The organism is Microbispora bryophytorum (genome assembly GCF_043197435.1).
GTDB lineage: Bacteria > Actinomycetota > Actinomycetes > Streptosporangiales > Streptosporangiaceae > Microbispora > Microbispora bryophytorum.
On sequence record NZ_JBICTF010000003.1, the window covers coordinates 327,255 to 351,378 of the forward strand.

The following is a 24,124-nucleotide window of genomic DNA, read 5'->3' on the forward strand; positions in this document are numbered from 1 at the left end:
ACCCCCCGATGCGCAGCCTCCTTTACCGGGCGGCCTCGGCAGCCCTGCGTGTGAACGCAGTACGGCCCGTTGTCGCGGCCCTTCTGCGTTCATTTACCGCGCGGCGTTCATCTACGGCGCGGCGTTCGTTCACCGCGCGGCCCGGCGTCGCGGCCGTGCTGTGCGTGCTCATGGGACTGCCGGCGGTCCTGGCGAGTGCCACTCCCGCCGACGCCGCGGCCGTGCGGATCGCGACGTACGACTTCGAGGACGGCACCGCCCAGGGCTGGGGGCCAAGAGGCGACGGGGTCGAGGTCGGCGCGACCTCCGACGCCGCGCATTCGGGGTCGAGCTCCCTGCTCACCTCCGGCCGCACCGCCACCTGGCACGGGGCGTCCATCAGCCCGCCCTTCCAGAAGGGCGTCACCTACCAGGTCACGGCGTACGCCCGGATGGTGAGCGGGGAGCCGTCGAGCACGATCGCGCTGACGATGCAGCGCACGCCCGACGGCGGCGACACCACCTACGAACGGGTGGCCGCCGCCACCGTGACCGACGGCGGCTGGGCCGAGCTGTCGGGCACCTACTCCTTCGGCGCCGACTCCACCGGCCTGCAGCTCTACGCCGAGAGCTCCGAGGCCACGGCGACGTACTACATCGACGACATCGTCATCACCTCGGACACCGACCCCGCGCGCTCGGGCCTGAGCACCGACTTCGAGACCGGCACCGCCCAGGGCTGGTCGCCGCGCGCCTCGGCGTCCCTGACGGCCACGACCGACGCCGCGCACGGCGGCGCCCGCAGCCTCGCGGTGACCGGCCGCTCGGACTCCTGGGACGGCCCGGCGATCAGCGTGCTCGGCAAGATGGCCAAGGGGTCGAAGTACACCCTGTCGGCCTGGGTGCGCCTCGGCCCGGACACGGCCTCGGGCGCCCTCGGCCTGTCGATCGAGCGCCGGACGGGCGACACCCCCAGCTACGAGCGGGTGGCCGCGCCGAAGACCGTCCCCGAGGGGCAGTGGGTGCAGCTCACCGGCACCTACACGCTCGCCTACGACGTGGACTTCCTCAGCGTCTACGTGGAGTCCGACACCGGCACGTTCCCCTTCTACCTGGACGACTTCACGCTGACGTACGTCGAGCCCAAGCCGATCCAGACGGACATCCCCTCGCTCAGGGACGAGGCGCCGTTCACACTTGGGGCGGCCATCGGCCGCGCCCAGACGCTCGGCGAGCACGGCGACCTGCTGCTCAAGCACTTCAGCGGGGTCACCCCCGGCAACGAGCTGAAGTGGGACGCCACCGAGCCGCGCGAGGGCGAGTTCACCTTCGCCGAGGGCGACTACCTGGTGGACTACGCCGTCCAGCACGGGCTGACCTTCCGCGGGCACACGCTCGCCTGGCACAGCCAGACGCCCGACTGGGTGTTCAAGGACGGCGACCGCGACCTCACCTCCTCGCCGGAGGACAGGGCGCTGCTGCTGAAGCGGCTGGAGAACCACGTGAAGACGCTGGTCGGCCGCTACAAGGGCAAGATCGCGGTCTGGGACGTGGTCAACGAGGTGGTGGACGAGAACCAGCCCGACGGCCTGCGCCGGTCGAAGTGGTTCCAGATCACCGGCCTCGACTTCATCCGCACGGCCTTCCGCGTCGCGCACGAGACCGACCCGGCCGCCAAGCTGTTCATCAACGACTACAACACCGAGTTCCCACGCAAGCGGGAGGCGCTGTACGCCCTGGTGAAGAGGCTGAAGGCCGAGGGAGTGCCGATCGACGGCGTCGGCCACCAGCTCCACCTCAACATCGAGCAGCCGCCCGCCGCCGAGGTCGAGGCCACCATCGAGAAGTTCGCGACGCTCCACGTGGACCAGCAGATCACCGAGCTGGACGTGAGCGTCTACCCCGACTTCGTCTCCACCTACGACGAGGTCCCGGCCGAGGTGCTCGCCGAGCAGGGCTACCGCTACAAGGAGCTGTTCGACGTCTTCCGCAGGCACAGGGCGCAGATCAGCTCGGTCACCGTGTGGGGCCTGGCCGACGACGCCACCTGGCTGTCGACCTTCCCGATCACCCGGCTGAACGCTCCGCTGCTCTTCGACGACGAGCTCCAGGCCAAGCCGGCCTACTGGGGCGTCGTGGACCCGGCGAAGCTGCCGCCGCTGGTGCGCAGGCTTGAGGCCCCCGCCGCGACCCCCAAGGTGGACGGTAAGCGCGACCTCGAATGGGACCTGCTGCCCGACACCCCGATCGCCCGCGTGGGTGACGTGTCCGCCGGGCTCCAGGCCCGCTCGTCCGCCAAATGGCTGTACGTCCTGGCCGAGGTGCGCGACCCGGACGACGACCGGAGCGACACGGTCACGTTCACCGTGGGCGGCAAGACGTACACCGTCCGGCGCGAGGACGGCCACCCGCACGGCCCCGACACGGCCGTGCAGAAGACGACCGGCGGCTACCGGGTGGAGGCGCGGTTCCCGACGGGGCCCGCCGCGGTACCCGGCACCGACGTCGCCGTGGCGGTCGCGGACGCCTCCGGCGGCACGCGGACCTCCTGGACCGGGAAGGTCACGTCGACGCCCGCGGTGAAGCTGACCACCGCCCCCAACCGCCGGCCGGTGGTCGACGGCGCCGTCGACCCGGCCTGGGCGCCGGCGCCGGAGATCCGCACCGCCACCTGGATCCAGGGCACGTCGGGGGCGACCGCGCGGGCCCGGGCGCTGTGGAGCGGCGACACGCTGTACCTGCTCGCGCAGGTCGCCGACCCCACACTCAGCGAGCAGTCGGCCAACCCGTGGGAGCAGGACTCCGTCGAGTTCTTCGTGGACCCCGGCAACGGCAAGACCAGGGGCTACGGCGACGACGACGGCCAGTATCGGATCAGCTTCTCCGGGAAGACGTCGGTCGGAGGCCCGCTCGACCCCGCCTCCATCGCGGGCAACCTGACGGCCGCTGCCAAGGCCGTCCCCGGCGGCTACGTGATCGAGGCCGCCGTGAAGCTGCCCACGATCACGCTGCGGGACGGTGCGCTGCTCGGCTTCGACGTCCAGGTCAACGACGCCACGGGCGCCGCCAGGACCAGCGCGGCGACCTGGAGCGACGCCACAGGGCAGGGATACCGGGACACCAGCCACTGGGGGGTGCTGCAACTGCGGCACTGAGTTCAACACAGTGGGCTCAACACAGTGGGCCCAACACCAGTGGGCTCGACACACTGAGCTCCGGCACCGGATCGGACACCGGAGCCCGCCGGACGGGGCCTGGCGCAGGGAGGCCCCGCGCTGAAAGGCTCCGGCGCACCGTGCCGGTGCCGGACGGCCGGCCCGGTTCCCCACACGGGGGACCGGGCCCGTCACGTTCGAGGAAGGGACGAATGATCGACGAAGTCGACGGGTGGGAGTACCGGAACCCCGTCATCCCCGGGTTCCACCCCGACCCCTCGGTGTGCCGGGTGGGCGAGGACTACTACCTCGTGACCTCCAGCTTCGAGTGGTTTCCAGGAGTGCCGATCTTCCACAGCCGCGATCTGGTCAACTGGCGGCAGCTCGGGCACGTGCTCGACCGCCCGTCCCAGCTCGACCTGGACGGCATGCGGCCCTCGGGCGGCGTCTACGCGGCCACCATCCGCCACCACGACGGCGTCTTCTACGTCGTCACCACCCTGGTGGACGGGCGGGGCAACTTCATCGTCACCGCCACCGACCCCGCCGGCCCCTGGAGCGAGCCCCGATGGCTTCCCGGCACCCGGGGCATGGACCCCTCGCTGCTGTTCGACGACGGCCGCGTCTGGTTCACCGGCACCAGGGAGAAGGAGGCGGCCCGCTACTCCGGCGAGACCGAGGTCTACCTCGTGGAGCTCGATTCGGCCACGCTGCAGCCGCGGGGGGAGGAGCGGGTCGTCTGGGAGGCCGCCCAGCGGGGCGCCGTGTGGGCCGAGGGCCCCCACCTGTACAAGATCGGCGGCAGGTACTACCTGCTGGCGTCGGAGGGCGGCACGTCCTACGACCACGCGGTCGTGGTGGCCAGGGCCGACCACGTGACCGGGCCGTACGAGCCGAACCCGCGCAACCCGATCCTCACCCACAGGCATCTCGGCCTCGGCCACCCCATCGCCTGCACCGGCCACGCCGACCTGGTGGAGACCGGGGACGGCGAGTGGTGGATGGTGCTGCTGGCCACCCGCCCGTACGGCACCTCCGGCGACCTGGGCGCCGGCAACGTGAGGGGCGACAACCTGGGCAGGGAGACGTTCCTCACCCGGGTCTCCTGGGAGGACGGCTGGCCGGTCGCCGCGCAGGTCGCGCCGGTGGCCGCGGGACCGGCGCTGCCCGAGCACCGCTGGCCCGCCGTCCCCGCCTGCGACCACTTCGACGCCGACCGGCTCTCGCCCGTCTGGAACCACCTGCGCACCCCGCGCACGCCCTACTGGAGCCTGGGCGACAGCCGCCTGCGGCTGCGGCTGCGGCCGGAGACGCTGGCCCAGCGGGTCAACCCGAGCCTGATCGCCCGCAGGCAGCAGCACATGGACTTCGCCGTCCACGCCGCGCTCGACTTCACGCCCGTGGCCGGGGAGTGCGCCGGTCTCGCGCTGGTGCACAACGACGACCACCACGTGCTGCTCGTGCGCACCGCGCGTGGCCTCGAACTCGTCCGCAGGAAGGCGGGCGGCGACGACCTGCTCGCCTCCGTACGGGTGCCCGGCCAGCGGCGGCTGTATCTCGGCGTGGAGGCGCGGGGGCAGGCCTACCAGGCCAGGTACGCCGTGGCGGCGGGGGAGTGGACCGACCTCGGCGACCCGGTGGACGGCAGGATCCTCAGCAGCGCCGTGGCCGGCGGCTTCACCGGCGCCTACGTCGGCATGTACGCCAGCTCCAACGGCCGCCCGAGCTCCAACGTCGCCGCGTTCGACTGGTTCGAGTACCTGCCGCTCGGCCCCTGATGCGGTGGGCGGCTCAGCGCGTGATGCGGCGGAGGACGGAGCCGGCCGCCCGCACCGCCAGGGCGGGCGAGAGCCGTACGGCCCGCCAGGTGGCGCGGGCGGACGCGGGCGCGACGATGAGCGCCTGGTTTCCGGCCACGCCGCGCAGCACGTCGCGGGCGAGCGACTCCACGGGATACAGGCGCCCCTGCGCCCGCACGGCCGTCGTGCGGGCGTGCAGGCCGATCTCGGTCTGCGGCAGCCCGGGGTTGGCGTTGTCCAGCAGCGGGGTGTCGATGAACCCGGGGCAGACCACGCTGACCCTCACGCCGTGGGCGGCCGCCTCGGCCCGCAGCGCGAGCGACAGCCCGACGACGGCGTGCTTGGTCGCCGTGTAGGGCAGCATCATGGGCGCGGGGGTCAGCCCGGCCAGCGACGCGGTGTTGACGATGTGCCCGTAGCCCTGCTCGATCATGAGCGGGTACGCCGCGTGCACACCGTGGACCACCCCGCGCAGGTTCACGTCGATCGCCCGGTTCCAGTGGTCGAGCGTGAACTCCTCGGCACGGCCGCCCACCGCGATGCCGGCGTTGTTGAACAGGAAGTCGAGCCGCCCGTGCTCGGCCGCCACGCCGGTGATCAGCTCCCGCACGGCCTGCGCGTCGGAGACGTCGCACGCGACGCCCGCGCAGCCGAGATCCTTGGCGGCGTCCTCGGCCCCCCGGACGTCGGCGATCGTGACGTGGGCGCCGCGCCGGGCGAGCTCGGCGGCGACGGCCCGCCCGATTCCCGACGCCCCGCCCGTGACGACGGCGGTCTTCCTCACGCGCTTCCCCTCGCTTGAAGCTTCGCTTGAGCCTTCGCTTGAACCTTCGCTTGAGCCTGCGGCTCGTTCCCGATGCCCATCGCCCGCCACGAACGGCGGCTGGTCGGTTTCATCATGCCCAGATCGGCGCAAAGCTCTCTCATTTCTGACCGCCGAGCGGCGGCTCCGCGCGGCCGTCTCGGCGGTGTCGAGGCCGGCCTCGCGGACGACGCCGTCCGGGATGCGCTGATCACGGAGCCGGCGGGCCGGCATGATCCACGCCAGCGCCGATGATCAGCGGGGCGAGCGGGATCGGCACGAAGCGGCGGCGGCGCGGCGTGCGCGGCGCCCGTCGGCGCGACTCGGTGGAATTCCCCGCCGGCAAGATTCCCGCGCGGTACAGTTCGGCGAGGTCACCCGTGTGTGACCTTCTTGAACGGCCCTCCCTCGCCTACTGTCGAAGCGAGGGGACGGCGAATTGGAGCCCGCGTGCCTGAGACCTGCGACGTCGTGATCATCGGTGGTGGCGTGATCGGCTGCGCGATCGCGCACAGGCTCGCCGCGCGGGGCACGAGCGTGGTGCTCGTGGACGCGGGGCAGCGTCTCGGGCTCGGCGCCTCCGACGGCGCGATGGGCGGCATCCTGACGCAGACCGAGCCCTCCTGCCTCGGCCCGCTCAGCAGCGTCATCAAGCGCAGCCGCGACGTCTACCCGCGGTGGCTGGAGGAGATCCACGCCGCCTCCGGCGTCGAGGTCCCGGTGCTGGACGGCGGCGACATCCAGGTCGCGCTGGACGAGGCCGAGATGGAGCGCCTGGAGTCCAAGGTGCTGCCGCAGTGGAAGAACTCGCCGTTCGCCGTCGAGCGGCTGACGGCGGCCGACGCCAGGAACCTCGAACCGCTGCTGAGCGAGCGCGTCGTCGGCGGTTTCCTGCTGCCGGAGGAGCTCGCGCTCGACCCGCGGGTGCTCATGGCCGCCCTGACGACGGCCGTGCTGTCGGGGCGCACGCCGATCCGGGTGCTGGGCGCGGTGCGCGCCACCGGCCTGCGGACCGGGCCGCGCGGTGTCGAGGTGGACCTCCACGACGGCCGCCGGGTGTCGGCGGAGCAGGCGGTCGTCGCGGCCGGACACCTGAGCGGGGTCTTCCTGCCCCGCCACCGCGCCCACCTGTTCCCCATCAAGGGCGTGGCCTTCGACGTCCGCCCGCCCGGGGCCGCCACCTACCCGCTGCGTCACCACATCTTCGCGGAGATCAAACAGGACGGCCGGGAGTATTTCCCCTATCTCGTCCCCCGGCACGACGGCAGGGTGGCCGTCGGCGTCACCTACGAGGAGAACGTGGGGGACGTGACGGTGACCCCCGCGGCGATCGAGGAGATCAGGCAGGGCGTCGCCGCCCTCATGCCCAGGGCGGCCACCTGGCCCATCGGCCGCCGCTGGGCCGGACTGCGGCCGGGCAGCGCCGACCACATGCCCATCCTCGGCCACGTGGACGACCACGGCCGGGTCGTGGCGGCGACCGGACACAGCGGCCTCGGTGTCACGCTCGCCCCCGTCACGGCGGAGCTGGTGGCCGCCCTGGTCGGCGGGACCGCCGGCGCCCGGGAGCGCGAGCTGCTCGCCGTCTGCCGGCCCGACCGCCCCTTCCCGCCCGCGCCTTTCCCGCCCGCGCCGGCTCCGTCCGCGCTGGCTCCGTCCGCGCTGGCTCCGTCCGCGCTGGCTCCGTCCGCCCCGGCCGCGCCGCCGGTCTCGTCTACGCCGCCGGTGTCGCCGCCTCCCACAGCTCCGTGAACCGTTCGGTCCGCTCCCGCACCTGCTCCTGATCCTGTACGAGGATCGTGCTGTGGATCACCGGCGCGATGCCGTCGCCGACCTGCGGAGCGGGGTTGGACTCGTAGTAGACGACCCCGTCGAACAGGATGAAGTCGGACAGCGAGCCGCGCAGCAGGGGCGGCGCGTCGGCGAGGAGGAGCGTGCGCACCTCGATCCCGACCGTGGTCTGCCACTTCCACACCCTGCGGAACGCCTCGGAGTCGAGCCGCTCGGAACGATCCACCACGAACACCCGGCGCACCCGTGCCCCGCGCTGGACGAGGTCGCGCTGGAGCTTGACGTAGCGCTGCCCGAGGTCGGTGTGCCAGAAGCCGCCCTCGAACTCGGTGTCGCGGGCGTCCACGCTGGTCAGGCTGATCGCGTCGAGACTGACCCGGGCGTTGCGCGCGAGCGCGAGCAGCCAGTCGCGGTCCTCGCCCTCGTACAACGCGTACCTGCCGTCGGACAGCTCGCCGAGGAACTTCGCCATCCGGGTGACCTCGTGGTGCACCAGGCTCTTGACGAGGCCGGGCATGTCGTCGCGGATCTTGGCGGCGTTCTGCACCAGCTCGGCCACGCCCCTGGTCTCCAGCGCGGACATCTCCACGACGCCGAACAGCTTGCTCGCCTCGTTGATCTTGAAGAAGCTGTCGGCCACCAGATCGTGGGTCTTGGTGTGCTGTCTGCGCTGCTCCTGCAGCACGGTCTCCAGCTGGTCGTCCACGTCCGCGAGGAACTGCACGACGAAGACGACGCCGCTGATGAACGTCGCGAGCAGCAGGCTCCACAGATCCTGGTTCGGTCCGTGGATGAGCGCGTTGCTCACGAGGTAGCTCACGCCGCCCACGAGCATCGTCACGAGGACCTTGCGCACGATCCTCGGGACGAGCGACGGGGAGGGCTCGGGTGCTGCTCCGGTCACGGTCACCTCCGTCCGGCTTCGGCGGTCGCGTTGAGCAGGGCCAGGGTGTTCATCGCGACCTGGTCGCGGACCCGGTCGACCAGGGAACGCCACTGCCGGGAGAACCCCGGCCGCCGCTCCAGGCTCTCCCAGAACGGCGTCAGCCACTCCTCGACCCGGGCTGCCGGCATCCACAAGTGCATGAGGTGGTCGATGGCGGGGGCCAGGCGGGCCACGGCCTGGGCTCCCTGCGTCCCGCCGATTCGCGCCCGCTCGACGATGACCAGCAGCGACGTGAGCAGCCAGTCGTGTGTCGCCAGGTCCTCGCACAGATCGACCACGGCGGGGGTGAACGGGCCGGGATGCGTCAGGCGCAGCGTCCGCTCCTGCTCGGCGTGCAGGGTGAACCGGATCGACGGCTCCCCGGTCTCGGCCACCCACCGCAGGCTCGTACGCGGAATCTTGAAGGGGGCCCGCCGGTCCAGCAGCGGGGACGCCTGGACGAGGTCGAGGAAGCGCCCGCTGACGGCCCCCAAATCGAGGCAGGCGCCGCCGGTGCCACCGGGCGCGGAGTCGCCGGTGAACCCCTCGGCGAGGTCGGCCGCCTTCGCCTTCCCCAGGACCTCCACGACCCCCGGCCGGGCCAGGTAGTGCGACCAGGGCAGCCTGCGGTCGGCCTCCGAGCGCACCACCCGGACGTACGACGATCCCTGGGCCACCCGGCCCCCGGTCACCGCGCAGCGGGACATGACCGTGCCGACGCCCCTGACCCGGGAACGGGACGCGGTGGGCAGCGCGCAGTCCACCCCGGTCAGTCGCTCCGGCGACAGCGCGTGGACGATGGGACGGCGGGAGACGCGCACGGTCTCCCCGGCCATGAGCGCGAGCACCTGACGGCACGTCGACTCGGAGATCTCCCCGGAGTTCTGCAGCAGCCCGGTGTGGACTTCCCCCATCACCAGCATCGGGCCGCCCCCATAATCGAAACCCCTCAGATGAAGACGTAGGAGATGCGGTCGACGAGCTCCTCTTCGAGCCGGACTCCCTCGCTCTCGCTCCGGGTGGCGACCTGCCGCAGGACCTCGTCGTCCACCGCGACCTGGCTCAGGATCGTCCGTACGGCCAGCTCGACGGGCAGGAACCGGGGGGACAGGACGGACAGCGTGGTGTACGCGCTGAACGGCGCGGCCTGGGGGTTGAGCCGGACGACCGCGGGCAGCCCGTCCCAGTCGCGGGGCCAGCCGCCGTCGAGGGCGACCGGCGGGAGCGGCACGTGGCCGTCGCTGCGCAGCAGCCCCAGCCGCAGGAGCTGCCAGACGGCCGCGAGGAAGGGGCACGACCAGGTGCGCCGGGGCCCCCTCTCGTCCCACAGCTCGACGTCCACGAAGATCGAGTGGGCGCGCTTGGCGTTCTGCGCGGGCGGCTCCCACGGCCGGGCCTTGCCCATCGCCTGCATCGGCGTGGTGCGGGGCGACCGGGAGCCGTTGCACAGCCAGCCCGTCTCCTTCACTGGCGGGCGGGACCCGTCGGTCTCCGGCGGCGGGTCGTCCACGAGCCGGTCCTCCACCAGCCGGGCGAGCTCGACGCCGCCCGACCGCGCGTCCTCGAAGTGGGCACAGGCCGACTCCCGGGCCAGGTAGTCGATGGTCAGGTCGTGCTCGGCCGCCGCGTCGAGGACCATCGGCAGCAGCTCGGCGGGGGTGCTGAAACGGCTGAAGTAGTCGTCCACGAGGAAGCAGGTGCTCACCCGGGCCCGGCCCCCGGGCACCCGCTCCCGCCACAGGGCGCGGACCGTGGCGAGCCACGGCGCGACCCTGGCGAACTGCTCGCGCAGCCGGTCGGGGCCCGCCTCGTAGTCCTCCATGTAGAGGTGCCCGAGCTCGACGGACACATGGGAGAGGGGAACGGAGGCGATCCTGCGCTCGGCCGCCACCTCGCCGAACGTCGCGTGCACCGGCGTCACAAGCCCTCCCACGCGCTGTCGTCGACGATCTTCTTGGCGAGATCCTCGAACGCGGCGGCGGTCTCCGCGTTGGCGATCTTGCTGGCCAGCACGTCCTCGTCGGTGATGAGCTGCTCGCGCCACTGGAGGACCGGGTCCAGCGGGATCTTGCCGAGCATGGCCGTACGGCCGACGCCGTGGCGGCCCGCCAGCTCGCGCAGCTCGCTGTCGCACGCGCTCAGCCAGGCCCGCTGCTCGTCTCGCAGCCCGACGAGCTCCGCCGCGTCCGGTTCGAGCACGGCCGTGCGCACGAAGCGGATGCGGTCGCGCAGGTCCTCGGGGTCGTGGCCGAACCTGGTGCCGACGTCGAGCAGCCCGTCGGCGCCGGTGACGAGCCCGTCGGCGGCGATGATGTGCTGACGCGTCCAGCGGTGGAAGACCAGCCAGCGGAACGGGATCGCGGGCATCCGCACGGTCGCCGCCAGGACCAGCTCGGCGGTGAACGACCGGCCGGCGCTGACGTCGACCACGCACAGGTCGAACTCCTCGTCCAGCCGCCCGAGCAACTGGACGCAGCGGCCGACGACCTCGTCGGTGAGGGCCGACAGCTCGCCGCCGCCCTCGCTGCCGGGCAGCAGCACGAGCCGCCCCGCACCGGGTGGACGGGCGCGCAGCCCCTCGCGGTCGGACTCGGTCCACACGTCCACCCGCCGCGGTAGCGGGCACTCGCCCCGCAGGTAGTGGTGCAGACCGTTCTCCCGGGTGCCGCGGGCCACCGCGCTGACGCTGAAGATGGCCCCCGCGGTCGGCGAGCCGAAGTCGAAGTCCAGGTAGCAGACGTCGTTGCCCTGCAGCGCGTGGCGGTAGGCGATGTTGGTGCCGGTGACCGAGCGCCCGGTCCCGCCCTTGTCGGAGATCGCGAAGATGAGCATCAGATCGCCTCCGACGCGCTGTCGCGGGCGGCGGACAGCCGTTCGAGGCCGAGCAGGGCGTCGTTGATCAGCGCCTGGGCGGTGGCCGGCCGATCGCTGACGATCGACCTGGCCCGCTGCAGCGACGCCTGGATCGAGCGCAGCTTGGGCTGGATCGTCTGCCCGCCCACCAACGGCCGGGCGACCAGCTCCTGGTCCAGCAGGTGCTCGGCCTCCCCGAGCATCTGGAGGGCGAGCTCGACGAGCTGGGGGCTGCGCAGCGGCGGCTCCCCGCTGGACGCCGCGGCGGAGACGAGGAACTCGACGACCCGCTCGCTGAAGTACCAGGACGGGTCCTCGTCGCGCACCTCGATGTCGGTGAAGACGTTGCCCGGCTGATCCCACAGCCCGGCCGCCAGGCCGTCCGTCTGGCGGCGCTGCATAATGTGCCGCCAGATCTGGTCGGCGAGTGCGAGCAGCCGCTCGCGCATCCGCGTGTTCTGCGCGATGGAGGCGGCCCAGATGGTCCGTTTCAGCAGCGTGATGGCGAAGTCGGAGACGACCCAGACGAGGTGGGGGCCGAGCGAGTCGCTGCCGTGCAGGTTGATCGGGACACCGGGGGAGTGCATGAGCACGGGCGGGTCGCCCGGCACCGCCCTGCGGATGATCCTGGCGCGGACGGCCAGTTCCTCCAGCACGGCGGCGACCCGGCCGAGGTCGACGTCGGCCGCCCGGTTGTTGACCAGGTTCTGCACGACCATGGCGGTGACGCCGAGACTGTAGTAGTCCGACTCCTTCTCGTCGACCGTCCGCCAGGGGATGTCCTCCAGCGGCCAGGTGCCCCGTCCGTACGTCGCGATGGTGCGCCAGTAGGACTGGGTGAGGTCCCAGCGGCGCTGGATGGCCTGGGCGAGGGTGATCTGGTCGTCGTTGAGCAGACTCAGGACGCGGGTGCGGGCGGAGAACAGGTCGGCGATGCCGACCAGGGCGTTGACGGTGAAGTAGAGGAACGGCGTGTCGGCGGCCACGCCCTTGGGCTGGGGGCCGATGTCGAGAGGCGTGACGATGTCGGGGGCGTCCTTCACGATGCCCCACGTCCAGCCGCACTCGAACAGCAGGTTCTCGTTGTCCAGGTCCAGCTGGCTGCCCGAGCCGATGGTCAGGTCGCGCAGGCCGGCCCGTACGGGCCGCAGCTCGCGCCGCAGGTCGTCGAGCACGCGGCGGGTGGGCGCGCCGGTCTGGTTCACGGTGCGCAGCAGCGCGCGGCCCGCCGTGGACCCGGGGTCGAACGCGTTGACCGTGAAGCTGCGCAGCAGGCCCGCCATCGCGGCCGACAGCCGTTTGCTGGCCAGGTCCTCCAGCTCGCGGATCTCGCGGCGGATCGACTCGCGCCGCACGCTCTGGCGGAAGACCTTCAGGAAGCCGAGTGTGCCGAGCGCGAGCGTGACCGACATCGAGAAGGAGTCGACCACGTCGAGCTGGAGCTGCTCGGGGGTGACCTTCGCCTCGTCGTCCAGCGGCCGGAAGTAGCTGCCGCCGGAGAACAGGGGCCGTCCGTCCTCGGCGGTGTAGGTGCGCAGATACTGGCCCATCACGCGCAGCAGCAGCTTGGGGATCTCCACCGAGTCGCCCAGGACCGTGAGCGCGGCCAGCACGTCGTCGGCCGTCTCGTCCGGCGTGTCCAGGCGGAAGCCCGGCAGTTCCGAGGCCGGGTACATGAAGCACAGCAGCTGCTCCGCGTCGGAGATGGAGTTCGACCCGTCCCGGCCGCCCCAGGTCCAGACGCCGTCGCGGTAGGAGGCGCGCGCGGCTGCCTCCCACAGCTCCAGAAGCTGCTGTCGCGGCTGGAGTTTCATTCGCGGCCCTCTCTGCGACTGCGCCGTCCTGTGCGCTCTCTCCGTGCTGCCGTCAAGGAGAAAGACGCGCTCGTGTGGCCGGGCGGGACCGAGGCCGGGGTCCCCAGACCCTCCCCAGGGGTTTCCTTTTCCGATTCAGGTGGAGACGGAACCACCACAACCCTTATACCATTGGATTCCTGCTCCGTCGCCTGGACCATCAGTGGTATTTCATGCACCGCTTGGTTGTCGTGATTGGAGAGATACCACAGAGAAAAACAGACATATATGTCCTAAGTCTGAGAGATATTTGAAATGTCCCAAACTGCGGCTCCAAGGGATATAACGGACTATCGTCCCGCTCAGCCGCGCCCGGCGACCGAAGCGGTGCGCAGGGATGGGACGGTCCTGGTGACCGGCGCCGGCATCGACACGGCGCTGCTGGAGTCGCTCGCCGGCCAGGGGTTCACGGTGCGCCGGCCCGCGTCGCCGCTGACGGAGGACCTGCTGGCGCGCGAACTGCGGGGGGCGGTCGCCTACCTGCACGGAGGCGAGGAGCGGGCGACCGCGCGAGTGCTGCGCAAGGCCAAGACGCTGAAGGTCGTCGCCTTCCTCGGCGTGGGCTACGAGAACTTCGTCGACGTGGCGGCGGCCGACCGGTTGGGCATCGCGGTCACGAACACGCCGGGGGCGGCCACCGACGCGGTCGCCACGTTCACGGTCACGCAGATCGTCAACGCCAACCTGGGCATCCCGCGGCATCTGGGCGAGCGGGTCCCCGGCTGGCAGGGCTCCGACGAACTGCCGCACGAACTCGCCGCCCGCCGCGTCGGCATCATCGGCATGGGCGCGAACGGCCGGCGGATCGCGGAGATCCTGCGCCGGGGCTTCGGTGTCCGCGTGTCCTACTACAGCCGCACCCGCAGGCCGGACGCCGAGCGGGACCTCGGCATCTCCTACCTGCCCCTGCTCGATCTGGCCGCGGGCAGTGACATCCTCGTGGTCATGGTGCCGGAGACCGGCGAGACCAGATCGATGATCGACTCGTCGGTGATCAGCCGGATGCCGGAGGGCGCCATCCTCGTCAACACCGCCCGCCCGGCGATCGTCAGTCCCGGCGCCCTCTACGCAGGCCTGGAGAAAGGCCGCGTCAGCATGGCGGTCTTCGACGGCTTCTACGGTCAGGAATGCGAGGAGGCCGGCGAATTGCGACGGGATTTCCCCGACCGCCTTCTGGTAACCGGGCACATCGCCTCCCACACCGCCGAGGCGATGCACCGGATGGTGCGCCAGGCCGTGAAGTCCATTGAGAATGTGCTGACGTACGGATCGGACGAGCACGAGGTGGGAACGCGTCCCCGCCCCCGTTTCTGAAAAATCCGGCACGCGGAACGGTAGGGCGGTGCCCGGAAGGGGAAACCATTGTGGGAAACCCAAGGGAAACCCCTCCGCTCTCCCGGGAAGTGATAAGTGGACGGCCATGACCCGATCCCCCATCCGGGGACGATCACGACGCCCACGGGGGCGCGCGCCCTGGTCGAGGCACTGAGGCTGCACGGCGTCGACACGATCTTCGGCATTCCGGGCACTCACAACCTCGCGATCTACGAGGAGCTCGACCGGGCCGGCGTGCACTGCGTGACGCCCCGGCACGAGCAGGGCGCGGGATACGCCGCCGACGGGTACGCCAGGGTGACCGGCAGGCCCGGCGTCGTCGTCACCACCACCGGGCCCGGCGTGGTCAACGCGGCCACGGCCCTCGGGCAGGCGTACTCCGACTCCTCCCCGATCCTGCTCATCTCCCCGGGCGTCCCCACCGGCCATCCCCGTGACGGCCGCGGCTACCTGCACGAGAGCAGGGACCAGTCGCGGGCGATCGACGCGCTGTGCGCCTGGAGCCACCGCGTGACGACCGTGCGGGAGATCCCCGCCGCCGTCGCCCGGGCCTTCGGCCGCTTCGCCGAGGGACGCCCCCGGCCGGTCCACATCGAGATCCCCTTCGACCTGCTCGACCTGAAGGGCCCGGTCAAAATCGTCCCGCCGTACCGGATCACTCGCCGCGAGCCCGATCCGAACGCCCTCGACGTGGCGGCCGGGCTGCTGCGCACGGCGCGCCGCCCGGGTTTCGTGCTGGGCGGCGGCGCCCAATGCCCGGGTGAGCGGCCCCCGGGGGAGGACGAGCCCCCCGTGGGGCGCCTGACGATGCGCCTGGCGGAGCGGCTCGGCGCGCGGGTCGTGACCACGGTCAACGGCAAGGGCGCCGTGCCGGAGAGCCACCCGCTGGCGCTCGGCACCACGCTGCACCTGGCGGCCGTCCGCCGGTGGCTGGCCGCGTGCGACGTCGTGCTGGCCGTCGGCACCGAGCTGGGCCCGGCCGACCTGTGGGACGACGAGTTCGCCCTGTCCGGCCGCCTCGTGCGCATCGACATCGACCCGGGGCAGATGCACGGCGACCACGTGGCCGACGTGGCGATCGTCGCGGACGCGGAGCTCGCCGTGCGCGGGCTGGCCGAACGGCTCGACCGGCAGGGCGTCGTGCCGCGTCCGCGCCGGGAGCGGGATGCCGGCATCGGTCACGGAGCGGAGTTCGACGAGCTCACCCGCAGATGGTCGGGCCAGCTCGCGGCGCTGCGCCGGGCCCTGCCCAAGGAGAGCGTCGTGGTGGGGGACAACTCGATGTGCGTCTACCACGGCGCGCTCGTCGGCATGCCGATGGACCCGCCCGGCCGGTTCCTGTTCCCGACCGGGTTCGGCACACTCGGCTTCGCGCTGCCGGCCGCCATCGGGGCCAAGCTCGGCCGGCCCGGCGTCCCCGTGGTGGCGCTGGCGGGCGACGGGGCGTTCCAGTTCAGCCTGCAGGAGCTGGCCACGGCGGTGGAGCTCCAGCTGAGCCTGCCGGTCGTCGTCTTCGCGAACGGCGGCTTCGGGGAGATCCGCGAGGAGATGCGGGAGCGGGGCATGCGGCCGGTCGCCGTGGACCTGCACGCGCCGGACTTCCCCGCACTCGCCGTCGCGTACGGCGCGCGGGGCCGTGCCGTCAAGACGCCGGGCGAGCTGGAGGACGCGGTCGCCGAGGCCCTGCGCACCCCGGTGCCCACCGTGATCGTCGTACCCGAGGAGGAGTGACCGGTCAGCGCGGGGGCGCGAGCGGGAGCCGCAGCACGAAGCGGGCGCCCTTGTCGCTGTCCTCGATCGTGAGCGTCCCCCCGTGCGCCTGGGCGATCTGACGGGCGATGGACAGTCCGAGCCCGGTGCCGCCGGCGTCCTTCGACCGGCCGTCGTCGAGCCGGGCGAAGCGCTGGAAGACCAGCTCCCGCTTGTCGGGCGGGATTCCCGCGCCGTCGTCGAGCACCTCAAGCACGCCCTTGCCGCCCTCCCGCCGCACGGTCACCGAGAGCATGGACACCGCGTGCCGCTCGCCGTTGTCGAGGAGGTTGTTGAGCAGGCGGGCCAGGGCCAGCCGGTCGACGACGACGACCACTCCCGGCGTCAGGTGCCGCACCACCTCCACCTTGCGCGACCTGCGATCGAGCTCACGGGCGACGAGGCCGCCGAGGTCGGAGGGCTCGCGCCGGGGTGAGGCGCCGGCGTCGAGGCGCGCGAGCTGGAGCAGGTCGGTCACCAGCGCCTGCAGGCGGTCGCAACTGCTCAGCAGGGCGCGCCCGGTGGCCGGCCAGTCGGCGTCCTCACTGTGCAGCAACGCCTCCTCGATCTCCGTACGCATCGCGGTCAGCGGGCTGCGCAGGTCGTGGGAGGCGTCGGAGGCGAAACGCCGCTGCCGCTCGACGGCCGTCTCCGCCCGGTCCAGGGTCTGGTTGGCGGTCTCGGCGAGCCGCTGGATCTCGTCGTGATACTTCGACACCGGCACGCGCTGGCTCAGGTCGGTCGCGGTGATCCTGGCCAGCTTGCTCGTGATCGCCTCCACCGGGCCGAGCGCCTTGCGCACGGTCTGGTAGGTGCCGAGCGCGGTCAGCCCGACCAGCAGGAGCGAGCCGCCGAGGAGCGCCGCCAGCAGCGGGCCGTTGACATACGGCGGCACGGTGTCCTCGGCCGCGTAGATCGTCCACAGACCGCCGGTGTTGTGGAAGCGGAACGCGACGACGACCATGCACCGGTCCGGGAACGCCGGGGACGTGCACAGCACCTTGCTCGTCTCCGGAGTCGTCAGCTCCGGCCGGAACGCGGCCATGCGCGGGCGGCCCAGCAGGGTGTCGCTGACGGAGACGATCCGGCCGTTGTGGTCGATCACCTGCACGCCGGCCACGCGCTGGTCCAGCAGCACCGGAGGCAGCCGGTCGCGCTTGGCCTGGTAGGCGAGGCGTACGGCGGTGGTGGTGATCTCGTCGGTCCTGTACCGCTGGGCGGTGCCGTGCAGGACGCCGAGGACCAGCAGCACGGAGACGGCGCACAGCAGCGCCATCACTGTGCTCGCCAGCACCGTCAAGCGGATCCGCACCGAGGATCCCCGCCACCCGCTCACCTGATTCCCCCCGGTAATCAGATGATCAATAAGGCCTCGTGGCCGCCGTCGCGTGTCCCCACCCGGCTCACTTGGCACGTTACCTCTGCCGGTGATCGCCGCCGTGGCCGGGACGCCGCTGTCCGGTCTCTACCCATTCCGGCCCCGTACCCTGCGCCCCGGGTCACGCCGCAGGTCTCATCCGGCGGAGGGGGAGCTCCGTTCGACGACGTAGCAGCCGCCGGCGAAGCCCGTCACCGGACGGCCCTGCGCCATCAGCCCGCCCAGCACCTCGCGTACGGCGTGCCGCCAGGCCTTGGCCTTCTCCGGGGCGGCGCGGCGCAGGGTCTCCACGTCCGCGGGCACAGCGACGAGCACCGCCGGGCCGTCCGCGGGCAGGAACTCCGGGCACCCGTCCCGCTCGGCGAGCACGGCCACCGCGCCGTCCGCGCCCGCGGGCCGGTGCGGCAGGCCGTCGCACGCCCGCGCCACCCGCGGGTCGTCCAGCCGCCACACCGCGAGGACGCGGTCGGACTCGTCGCCGGCGTTGACCGCGTCGCCCATCGGACCGTAGAAGTCGGGCAGGTACTCCTCCGGCAGGGCGGCCAGTTTGGCCAGGTTGAAGTGGGCGTTGCGCCGTACGAGGGGATCGAAGGTCCAGGTGATCCGGCTCAGCCCGCGCTCCAGGGCCCAGGCCCGCTGGTGCAGCTTGAGCGCGAACCCGGCGCCGGGCCGCACGGCGCCGGTCACGTGCGAGTGCAGCGCCTGCCCCGCGGGCGCCGCGAGGAAGGCGACGGCGGCCCCGACGAGGTCCGCGCCGTCGAACGCCCCGGCGACATATCCGCCCGCGTGGGTCAGCGCCCGCATGAGCTCCGCCGTGATCGGAGGGTTCCACGGCTCGGGGCGCCAGATGACGTCGAACAGCCGGACCACCCGCTCGAACTCGGCGACCGTGCGCAACTCGGCGATCCGCAGGCCGCGCCGCGCGGCGGCCCCGGCCGCCTGGTCCCACGCGACGACGTGGTTCCCCGGGTCCCCGGCGCCCACGCGGCCTTCCGGGTTCACGCGCTCTTCCGGGTTCACGCGGTCTCCCGGGCGGTCCGCCTCGTGTCTCCCGCCATGGGGCCGGCGTCGTCGCCGAGGCCGATCGGCCCGCCCGACAGCACGTACGCGGCCAGGGCCGCGACCAGACGGGCGCGGACCGGCATCTCGGCGACCAGGACGTGCTCCTCGGCGGCGTGCGCGCCGCCGCCCACCGCGCCCAGGCCGTCGAGCGTGGGGCAGCCGACGCCCGCGGTGAAGTTGCCGTCGGAGCCGCCCCCGACGGCCGCCCCGCGCAGCGGCGCCATGCCCAGCTCGGCCGCGAGCCGTACGGCGACGTCGAAGAGCCCGGCGGAGGCGGCGGCATCGAGGGGCGGGCGGTTCGGCCCGCCGCGCAGCTCCAGCCGGACGCCCGGGGTGCGCGGGGCCAGCGCGCGCATCAGCTCGTCCACCCGGCGCTGCGCCGCCCGGTCGGGCACGCGGACGTCGACCGCCACCCGGCCCCGGGCCGGCACCGTGTTGGTGCTCGTCCCCGCGGTCAGCATGGTGGGGGTCACCGACGTCGCCCCCGCCTTGGACGACGACTCGACCCGGGCCGCGATGCCCGCGATGGCCAGCACCTGGTGGGCCAGCTCGATGCCGGCGTTGGCCCCCCGCTCGGGTTCGAGGCCGGCGTGCGCGGCCCGGCCGTGCACGGTCAGCTCATACCGCGAGATGCCCTTGCGCGCCGTCTTCAGCGCGCCGCCGTCCGCGCTGGCCTCCAGCACGAACGCGGCGGCGCACCGCGACGCGATCGACTCGATCAGGGGACGGGAGGTCGGTGAGCCGAGCTCCTCGTCCCCGACGACGAGCACGGTCAGACCCTCGGGCGACGGCAGCGACGCGACCGCGTGGAAGAGCTGAACGAGACCGGCCTTCATGTCGAACACGCCGGGCCCCCGCGCGACCCCGTCCCGCACCGACCAGGGGTGCTCGCGCAGCGTGCCGACCGGCCAGACGGTGTCGTGGTGGCCCAGCAGCAAGGCCCGCGGCGGGCCGAACGACCAGCGCAGATGGGTCACCCCGTCGATCACCAGGGTCTCCGGCTCGGCCCCCAGCAGCCTGCGGCCCAGCGCCCCCACGACGCGGGCGCTGCGCGCCACGGCCTCGTGGTCGGCGGAATACGACTCGCAGAGCACCAGCTCCTCCAGGTCGGCCAGCATGGCCTCCTGATTCACGGCCGGGGCCGTTCCGGCTCGGGCCGCTCCCGGGCCGGGTCGTGAGCGAGGTCATGAGCCGGGCGGCCCAGCTCGGCGCGGAACAGGCGCATCACGTTGGCGCCCAGGATCTTCTGGATCTCCTCGTCGGAGAAGCCCCGCTTGACCAGCGCGTCGGTCACCAGCGGCAGGCCGCGCGGGCCCTCCAGCCCCGGGATGGCGGCGTCGGCGTCGATCCCGGAGTAGCTGAAGCCCTCGCAGCACGGCGGGGTGAGGTCCTCGTTCACCTCGCGCATGAAGTCGGGGCCGAGGCCGACGTGGTCGATGCCGGCGACGCCCGCGACGTGCTCGATGTGGTCCACGAGGTGGTCGATCGTGGCCGAGCGGGCGTCCTCGGTGAGGAAGGCGGCGAGGAAGTTCACGCAGACGACGCCGCCGCCCGCGGCGACGCCCCTGAGCTGCTCGTCGGTGAGGTTCCGGTGGTGGTCGCGCAGGGCCCGCGCGGAGGAGTGGGTCGCGATGACGGGCCGGGTCGCGATCTCCAGCACGTGCCCGACGCCCGTGGCGCCCAGGTGCGAGACGTCGAAGAGCATGCCGAGCCGCTCCATCTCAGCCAGCGCCTCGACCCCGTGACTGGTGAGCCTGGAGCCGGTGCCGTCCTGGCCGCTGCCGTCGGCGAGAGCCGTACGGCCCCAGTGGGCGATCGAGGCGACGCGGACTCCGAGGCGGTGCAGGGTCGGGATCAGCTCGACGCTCTCGTCGATCCCCGGCATGCTCTCCAGGGCCGGCACCAGGGCGATCTTCCCGGCGGCGAGGGCCGCGTCGATCTGCTGCCCGTCCTGACACAGCGCCACCGTGCCGGGGTTGCCCTCGGCCAGCACGTGGGCGCACTCGATCATCCGCAGGGTCTGGCGCAGCGCGCCCTCCGGGCGGAACTGGCTCTCCACGAACACGGGCAGCACCTGCACGTCGACCCCGCCCTCGACGAGCTGGGGGAGCCACCGCTCGCGGAAGAACGAGGCCCATGTCGCGGGCGGCCGGGCGGAGACGGCCATGAGCAGGTCGTTGTGGGTGTCGGCGACCACGGAGCTGACGTGCAGGCTCTGCTGATCAACGGGCACGCTGGGGATCCTTCCTGGCGGTGGGGCGTCAAATGGGACGTTACTCTTCCCAGGTCGTTCCGCCAGCAGGCTGTAGTGTGCGCGGGTGGAATCGATCTCCTGCACCCTCGCCGAGGTGGTCGAGTGCCTGGAGGCGCTGTACGACCCCTCGTGGGCCGAGTCCTGGGACGCGGTGGGCCTCGTCTGCGGCGACCCGGAGCAGGCCGTACGGAAGGTCCTGTTCGCGGTCGACCCGGTCGCCGTGGTCGTGGACGAGGCCCTCGGCTGGGGGGCCGGCCTCGTCGTCACCCACCACCCGCTCTACCTGCGCGGCACCACGAGCGTCGCCGCCACGACCTTCAAGGGCCGGGTCGTGCACCGGCTCATCCGCGGCGGCGCCGCACTCTACGCCGCGCACACCAACGCCGACGTCGCCGACCCGGGGGTCTCCGACGCGCTCGCGCGGGCCGTCGGCCTGCGGGGGGACCTGCGGCCGCTCCAGCCGTCCGCCGGCGACCCGCGCCGCGGGCTCGGCCGCATCGGCGAGCTGCCCGCCCCGATGCCGCTGCGCGAGTTCGCCGCGCTGGCCGCCTCGGGCCTGCCCCGCACGGCGGGGCCGCTGCGGGTCGCGGGCGACCCCGGCCGGCCGGTGAGGACCGTCGCCGTCTGCGGCGGTGCGGGCGACTCCCTGCTGGGCACGGCCAGGGCCGCGGGCGTGGACGTCTTCCTCACGGCCGATCTGCGGCACCATCCGGCGAGTGAGCACATGGAGGCGGACGGGCCGGCGCTGGTCGACGCCTCCCACTGGGCCACCGAATGGCCGTGGCTCGCGGACGCCGCCCGGCGTCTGACGTCAGCATTGGCGGCCAGGGGCATTACTGTTGAGGCGCGCGTCTCAGACGCCGTCACGGACGCCTGGACGGCGACGACCACCGACTTGGACCCCCGAGCATCTTGAGGGATTTGGGATGAAGGCCGCACCGGAAGCACAGAAGCGTCTGCTCGATCTCGCTGAGCTCGACACCGGCCTCGACCGGTTGCGGCATCGTCGCCGCAGCCTGCCGGAGCTCGCCGAGATCGACGAGCTGTCCAAGAGGCTGGCCCAGGTCTCCACGCAGATCATCGCCGCCGAGACCGAGGCCGGCGACCTCGCCCGCGACCAGGCCAAGGCCGAGTCGGACGTGGACGCCGTACGCGTCCGGGTCGAGCGCGACACCAAGCGCCTCGACTCCGGGCAGGTCTCCTCGCCGAAGGACCTGGCGAGCCTCCAGTCCGAGATCGTCTCGCTGCGGCGCAGGCAGTCGGACCTGGAGGAGATCGTGCTGGAGATCATGGAGCGCCGGGAGGCGGCCGACGCCCGGGTCGCCGCGCTCAGGGCGGAGCGCGAAGAGGTGACCGGCACGCTGCGCGCCGCCGAGGACCGCAGGGATGCGGCGTTCGCGGAGATCGACAAGGAGGCCGGCGAGCTGACCTCCGGCCGTTCCGTGATCACCGCCGACGTCCCCGCCGACCTGCTCGGGCTGTACGAGAAGATGCGCGAGCAGAGCGGCATCGGCGCCGCCATGCTGCACGGCGGCCGGTGCCTCGGCTGCCGCACGACCCTGTCGATCGCCGACCTCAACCGGATCCGGGCCGCCGCCCACGACGAGGTGGTCCGCTGCGAGGAGTGCCGCCGCATCCTGGTCCGTACGGGCGAGTCGGGTCTGTGACGGTCGCCGTGGAGTTCACCGTCGAGGCCGACGGGGGGTCGCGGGGCAATCCGGGCCCGGCCGGGTACGGCGCGGTGGTCAAGGACGAGGCCGGGCGGGTGCTCGCCGAGGCCGCCGAGTCGATCGGCACCGCGACCAACAACGTGGCCGAATACCGCGGCCTGATCGCCGGGCTCCGTGCGCTGCTCGCGCTCGGCGCGGAGGGCGCTCAGGTCGAGGTGCGGATGGACTCCAAGCTGGTCATCGAGCAGATGGCCGGCCGGTGGAAGGTCAAGCACGAGGGCCTGCGGCCGCTCGCCCTGGAGGCGGCGGGCCTGGCCCGGCGGTTCCGGGTCACCTGGACGTGGATTCCGCGCGAGCGCAACAGCCACGCCGACCGGCTCGCCAACGAGGCGATGGACGCGGCGGCCCGGGGGGAGACCTGGCGGGCGAGCGCGCTCACCTCCGCGCCGGACTCCGCCCCCGTTGTCGAGGCCGGCGCGGAGCCGCCCAACATCGACGCGCCCTCGCTGTTCGATGACGATCCCGGTGCCCCTGCTCTCGCCGCCCGGGCTCCGGCCGCCGTCGGGGAATCCGCCGGTGGGCGCGCGGGGACCTCCGGCGCGACCGGTGCGGCAACCGCCGGCGGAGGCGCGGACGCGGCGGCCGAAACGGCCACGTCCCACGACAGGCGCGGGCACGGGTGGATGCCCCGGGCCACGCGCGTCGCCACGTCCCTGCTCCTGCTCAGGCACGGGCAGACCCCGCTGTCGGTGGACAAGCGGTTCTCCGGGCTGGGAGACCCGTCGCTCACCCAGACGGGGCTCGCGCAGGCCGAGGCCGCCGCCCTGCGCCTGTCGCGGCAGCCGTACGAGGTCGAGGTGATCGTCGCCTCCCCGCTCGCGCGCGCCCGGCAGACGGCGGAGGCGGTGGCCGCCCGGACGGGTTTGGCGGTGCTGGTCGACCACGACCTCCGCGAGACCGACTTCGGCGAGTGGGAGGGGCACACGTTCGCCGAGATCCAGCAGCGCTGGCCCCGCGAACTGGCGGCCTGGCTGGCCGACCCCGACGTCGCGCCGCCCGGCGGGGAGAGCTTCGCGTCGACCGCTCTCAGGGTCGAGCAGGCGAGGGACCGCATCGTGAAGGCCCACGAAGGCCGCAGCGTGGTCGTGGTCTCCCATGTGACCCCGATCAAGATGCTCGTCCGCCTCGCGCTGGGCGCTCCGCCGGAGGCCCTCTATCGGATGCATCTCGACCTGGCCTGTCTGTCGGCGATCGACTACTACGCCGACGGGCCCGCCGTCGTACGGGCGCTCAACGACACCGCCCACCTTTCCTGACGCCGCTCACAAGGCGCCGCTCTCACAGGGCCCTCTTACAGGGCGCTGCTCCTAGGGCGCTGTTCTCACAGGGTGCCCTCTGACAGGGCGCCGCGCTCTCCACTGAGAGGCCCGCTCTCTGCCGAGGCGACACGCCGCGGGGCCGCACGCTCAGCCGTGCCCCGCGGCGTCGGCGTTTTCCCACCCGGGCAAGCCGCACCCGC

General features: G+C 72.8%; 18 protein-coding genes. 8 read left to right on the forward strand and 10 right to left on the reverse strand.

Annotation, left to right across the window (positions count from 1 at the left end):
- The first annotated feature begins 8 nt into the window (after positions 1-8).
- Together ACGFIB_RS10905 and ACGFIB_RS10910 are read left to right on the forward strand one after the other, a co-directional pair.
- On the forward strand, positions 9-3,134 hold the full coding sequence (locus ACGFIB_RS10905) for an endo-1,4-beta-xylanase (RefSeq protein WP_393370568.1): 3,126 nt from the start codon (positions 9-11) through the stop codon (positions 3,132-3,134).
- 212 nt (positions 3,135-3,346) lie between these two features.
- Entirely contained in the window at positions 3,347-4,912 is a 1,566-nt protein-coding gene (locus ACGFIB_RS10910; protein WP_393370572.1) for a glycoside hydrolase family 43 protein, read from the forward strand.
- A 13-nt stretch (positions 4,913-4,925) separates the two neighbouring features.
- Here ACGFIB_RS10910 and ACGFIB_RS10915 read toward each other — a convergent pair whose 3' ends face one another.
- Entirely contained in the window at positions 4,926-5,717 is a 792-nt protein-coding gene (locus ACGFIB_RS10915) for an SDR family NAD(P)-dependent oxidoreductase (protein ID WP_357242308.1), read from the reverse strand.
- A 468-nt stretch (positions 5,718-6,185) separates the two neighbouring features.
- On the opposite strand from ACGFIB_RS10915, the gene ACGFIB_RS10920 reads away from it, so the two are divergent.
- Positions 6,186-7,487, forward strand: coding sequence for an NAD(P)/FAD-dependent oxidoreductase (locus ACGFIB_RS10920; protein WP_393370575.1), 1,302 nt, complete (start codon positions 6,186-6,188; stop codon positions 7,485-7,487).
- On the opposite strand, the gene ACGFIB_RS10925 is transcribed toward ACGFIB_RS10920, so the two are convergent.
- The 5 genes from ACGFIB_RS10925 to ACGFIB_RS10945 are packed head-to-tail and all read right to left on the reverse strand — an operon-like array spanning position 7,450 to position 13,118.
- Positions 7,450-8,430: a phosphatidylserine/phosphatidylglycerophosphate/cardiolipin synthase family protein gene (locus ACGFIB_RS10925; protein ID WP_142571804.1), complete on the reverse strand. Its 981-nt coding sequence runs from the start codon at positions 8,428-8,430 to the stop codon at positions 7,450-7,452. The two genes, ACGFIB_RS10920 and ACGFIB_RS10925, sit on opposite strands and share 38 nt — an antisense overlap.
- A 2-nt stretch (positions 8,431-8,432) precedes the next feature.
- Positions 8,433-9,374, reverse strand: coding sequence for an SCO2521 family protein (locus ACGFIB_RS10930; protein WP_393370579.1), 942 nt, complete (start codon positions 9,372-9,374; stop codon positions 8,433-8,435).
- Positions 9,375-9,400: 26 nt separating this feature from the next.
- Entirely contained in the window at positions 9,401-10,372 is a 972-nt protein-coding gene (locus ACGFIB_RS10935; protein ID WP_208762250.1) for an SCO2522 family protein, read from the reverse strand.
- A complete protein-coding gene (locus ACGFIB_RS10940) occupies positions 10,369-11,283 on the reverse strand; it encodes an SCO2523 family variant P-loop protein (protein ID WP_142571802.1) in 915 nt (304 codons plus the stop codon). Before ACGFIB_RS10940 ends, ACGFIB_RS10935 begins: the two co-directional genes overlap by 4 nt.
- Positions 11,283-13,118: an SCO2524 family protein gene (locus ACGFIB_RS10945; protein ID WP_357242320.1), complete on the reverse strand. Its 1,836-nt coding sequence runs from the start codon at positions 13,116-13,118 to the stop codon at positions 11,283-11,285. Before ACGFIB_RS10945 ends, ACGFIB_RS10940 begins: the two co-directional genes overlap by 1 nt.
- Before the next feature lie 366 nt (positions 13,119-13,484).
- On the opposite strand from ACGFIB_RS10945, the gene ACGFIB_RS10950 reads away from it, so the two are divergent.
- A complete protein-coding gene (locus tag ACGFIB_RS10950) occupies positions 13,485-14,471 on the forward strand; it encodes a 2-hydroxyacid dehydrogenase (RefSeq protein ID WP_357242323.1) in 987 nt (328 codons plus the stop codon).
- 96 nt (positions 14,472-14,567) lie between these two features.
- Positions 14,568-16,223: a thiamine pyrophosphate-binding protein gene (locus ACGFIB_RS10955; protein ID WP_357256981.1), complete on the forward strand. Its 1,656-nt coding sequence runs from the start codon at positions 14,568-14,570 to the stop codon at positions 16,221-16,223.
- 4 nt (positions 16,224-16,227) lie between these two features.
- Here ACGFIB_RS10955 and ACGFIB_RS10960 read toward each other — a convergent pair whose 3' ends face one another.
- The 4 genes from ACGFIB_RS10960 to ACGFIB_RS10975 form a co-directional block, all read right to left on the reverse strand.
- Positions 16,228-17,553, reverse strand: a complete 1,326-nt coding sequence (locus ACGFIB_RS10960) for a HAMP domain-containing sensor histidine kinase (protein WP_393370586.1) — start codon at positions 17,551-17,553, stop codon at positions 16,228-16,230.
- A 201-nt stretch (positions 17,554-17,754) separates the two neighbouring features.
- The gene (locus ACGFIB_RS10965) at positions 17,755-18,639 is read right to left on the reverse strand and encodes a GNAT family N-acetyltransferase (RefSeq protein ID WP_393370589.1); all 885 of its coding nucleotides are present in this window, start codon (positions 18,637-18,639) and stop codon (positions 17,755-17,757) included.
- On the reverse strand, positions 18,636-19,814 hold the full coding sequence (locus ACGFIB_RS10970; protein WP_393370592.1) for a M20/M25/M40 family metallo-hydrolase: 1,179 nt from the start codon (positions 19,812-19,814) through the stop codon (positions 18,636-18,638). The genes ACGFIB_RS10965 and ACGFIB_RS10970 overlap by 4 nt, the downstream gene beginning before the upstream one ends.
- On the reverse strand, positions 19,811-20,914 hold the full coding sequence (locus ACGFIB_RS10975) for a dipeptidase (RefSeq protein WP_393370595.1): 1,104 nt from the start codon (positions 20,912-20,914) through the stop codon (positions 19,811-19,813). Before ACGFIB_RS10975 ends, ACGFIB_RS10970 begins: the two co-directional genes overlap by 4 nt.
- An 85-nt stretch (positions 20,915-20,999) precedes the next feature.
- On the opposite strand from ACGFIB_RS10975, the gene ACGFIB_RS10980 reads away from it, so the two are divergent.
- Genes ACGFIB_RS10980 through ACGFIB_RS10990 form a run of 3 tightly spaced genes read left to right on the forward strand, consistent with a single transcriptional unit; the run spans position 21,000 to position 23,921 of the window.
- The gene (locus ACGFIB_RS10980; RefSeq protein ID WP_357159119.1) at positions 21,000-21,851 is read left to right on the forward strand and encodes a Nif3-like dinuclear metal center hexameric protein; all 852 of its coding nucleotides are present in this window, start codon (positions 21,000-21,002) and stop codon (positions 21,849-21,851) included.
- A 10-nt stretch (positions 21,852-21,861) separates the two neighbouring features.
- Positions 21,862-22,602 (forward strand): zinc ribbon domain-containing protein, encoded by a 741-nt coding sequence (locus ACGFIB_RS10985; RefSeq protein WP_357242344.1) that lies wholly within the window; start codon positions 21,862-21,864, stop codon positions 22,600-22,602.
- Positions 22,599-23,921, forward strand: coding sequence for a bifunctional RNase H/acid phosphatase (locus tag ACGFIB_RS10990; protein ID WP_393370599.1), 1,323 nt, complete (start codon positions 22,599-22,601; stop codon positions 23,919-23,921). The genes ACGFIB_RS10985 and ACGFIB_RS10990 overlap by 4 nt, the downstream gene beginning before the upstream one ends.
- The last annotated feature ends 203 nt before the right edge of the window (positions 23,922-24,124 follow it).

Excerpts from the sequence above, each read along its gene's own strand:
- ACGFIB_RS10905 (WP_393370568.1), top strand. The coding sequence starts at position 9 with ATGCGCAGCCTCCTTTACCGGGCGGCCTCGGCAGCCCTGCGTGTGAAC.
- ACGFIB_RS10910 (WP_393370572.1), top strand. The coding sequence starts at position 3,347 with ATGATCGACGAAGTCGACGGGTGGGAGTACCGGAACCCCGTCATCCCC.
- ACGFIB_RS10930 (WP_393370579.1), bottom strand. The coding sequence starts at position 9,374 with ATGCTGGTGATGGGGGAAGTCCACACCGGGCTGCTGCAGAACTCCGGG.
- ACGFIB_RS10940 (WP_142571802.1), bottom strand. The coding sequence starts at position 11,283 with ATGCTCATCTTCGCGATCTCCGACAAGGGCGGGACCGGGCGCTCGGTC.
- ACGFIB_RS10945 (WP_357242320.1), bottom strand. The coding sequence starts at position 13,118 with ATGAAACTCCAGCCGCGACAGCAGCTTCTGGAGCTGTGGGAGGCAGCC.
- ACGFIB_RS10985 (WP_357242344.1), top strand. The coding sequence starts at position 21,862 with ATGAAGGCCGCACCGGAAGCACAGAAGCGTCTGCTCGATCTCGCTGAG.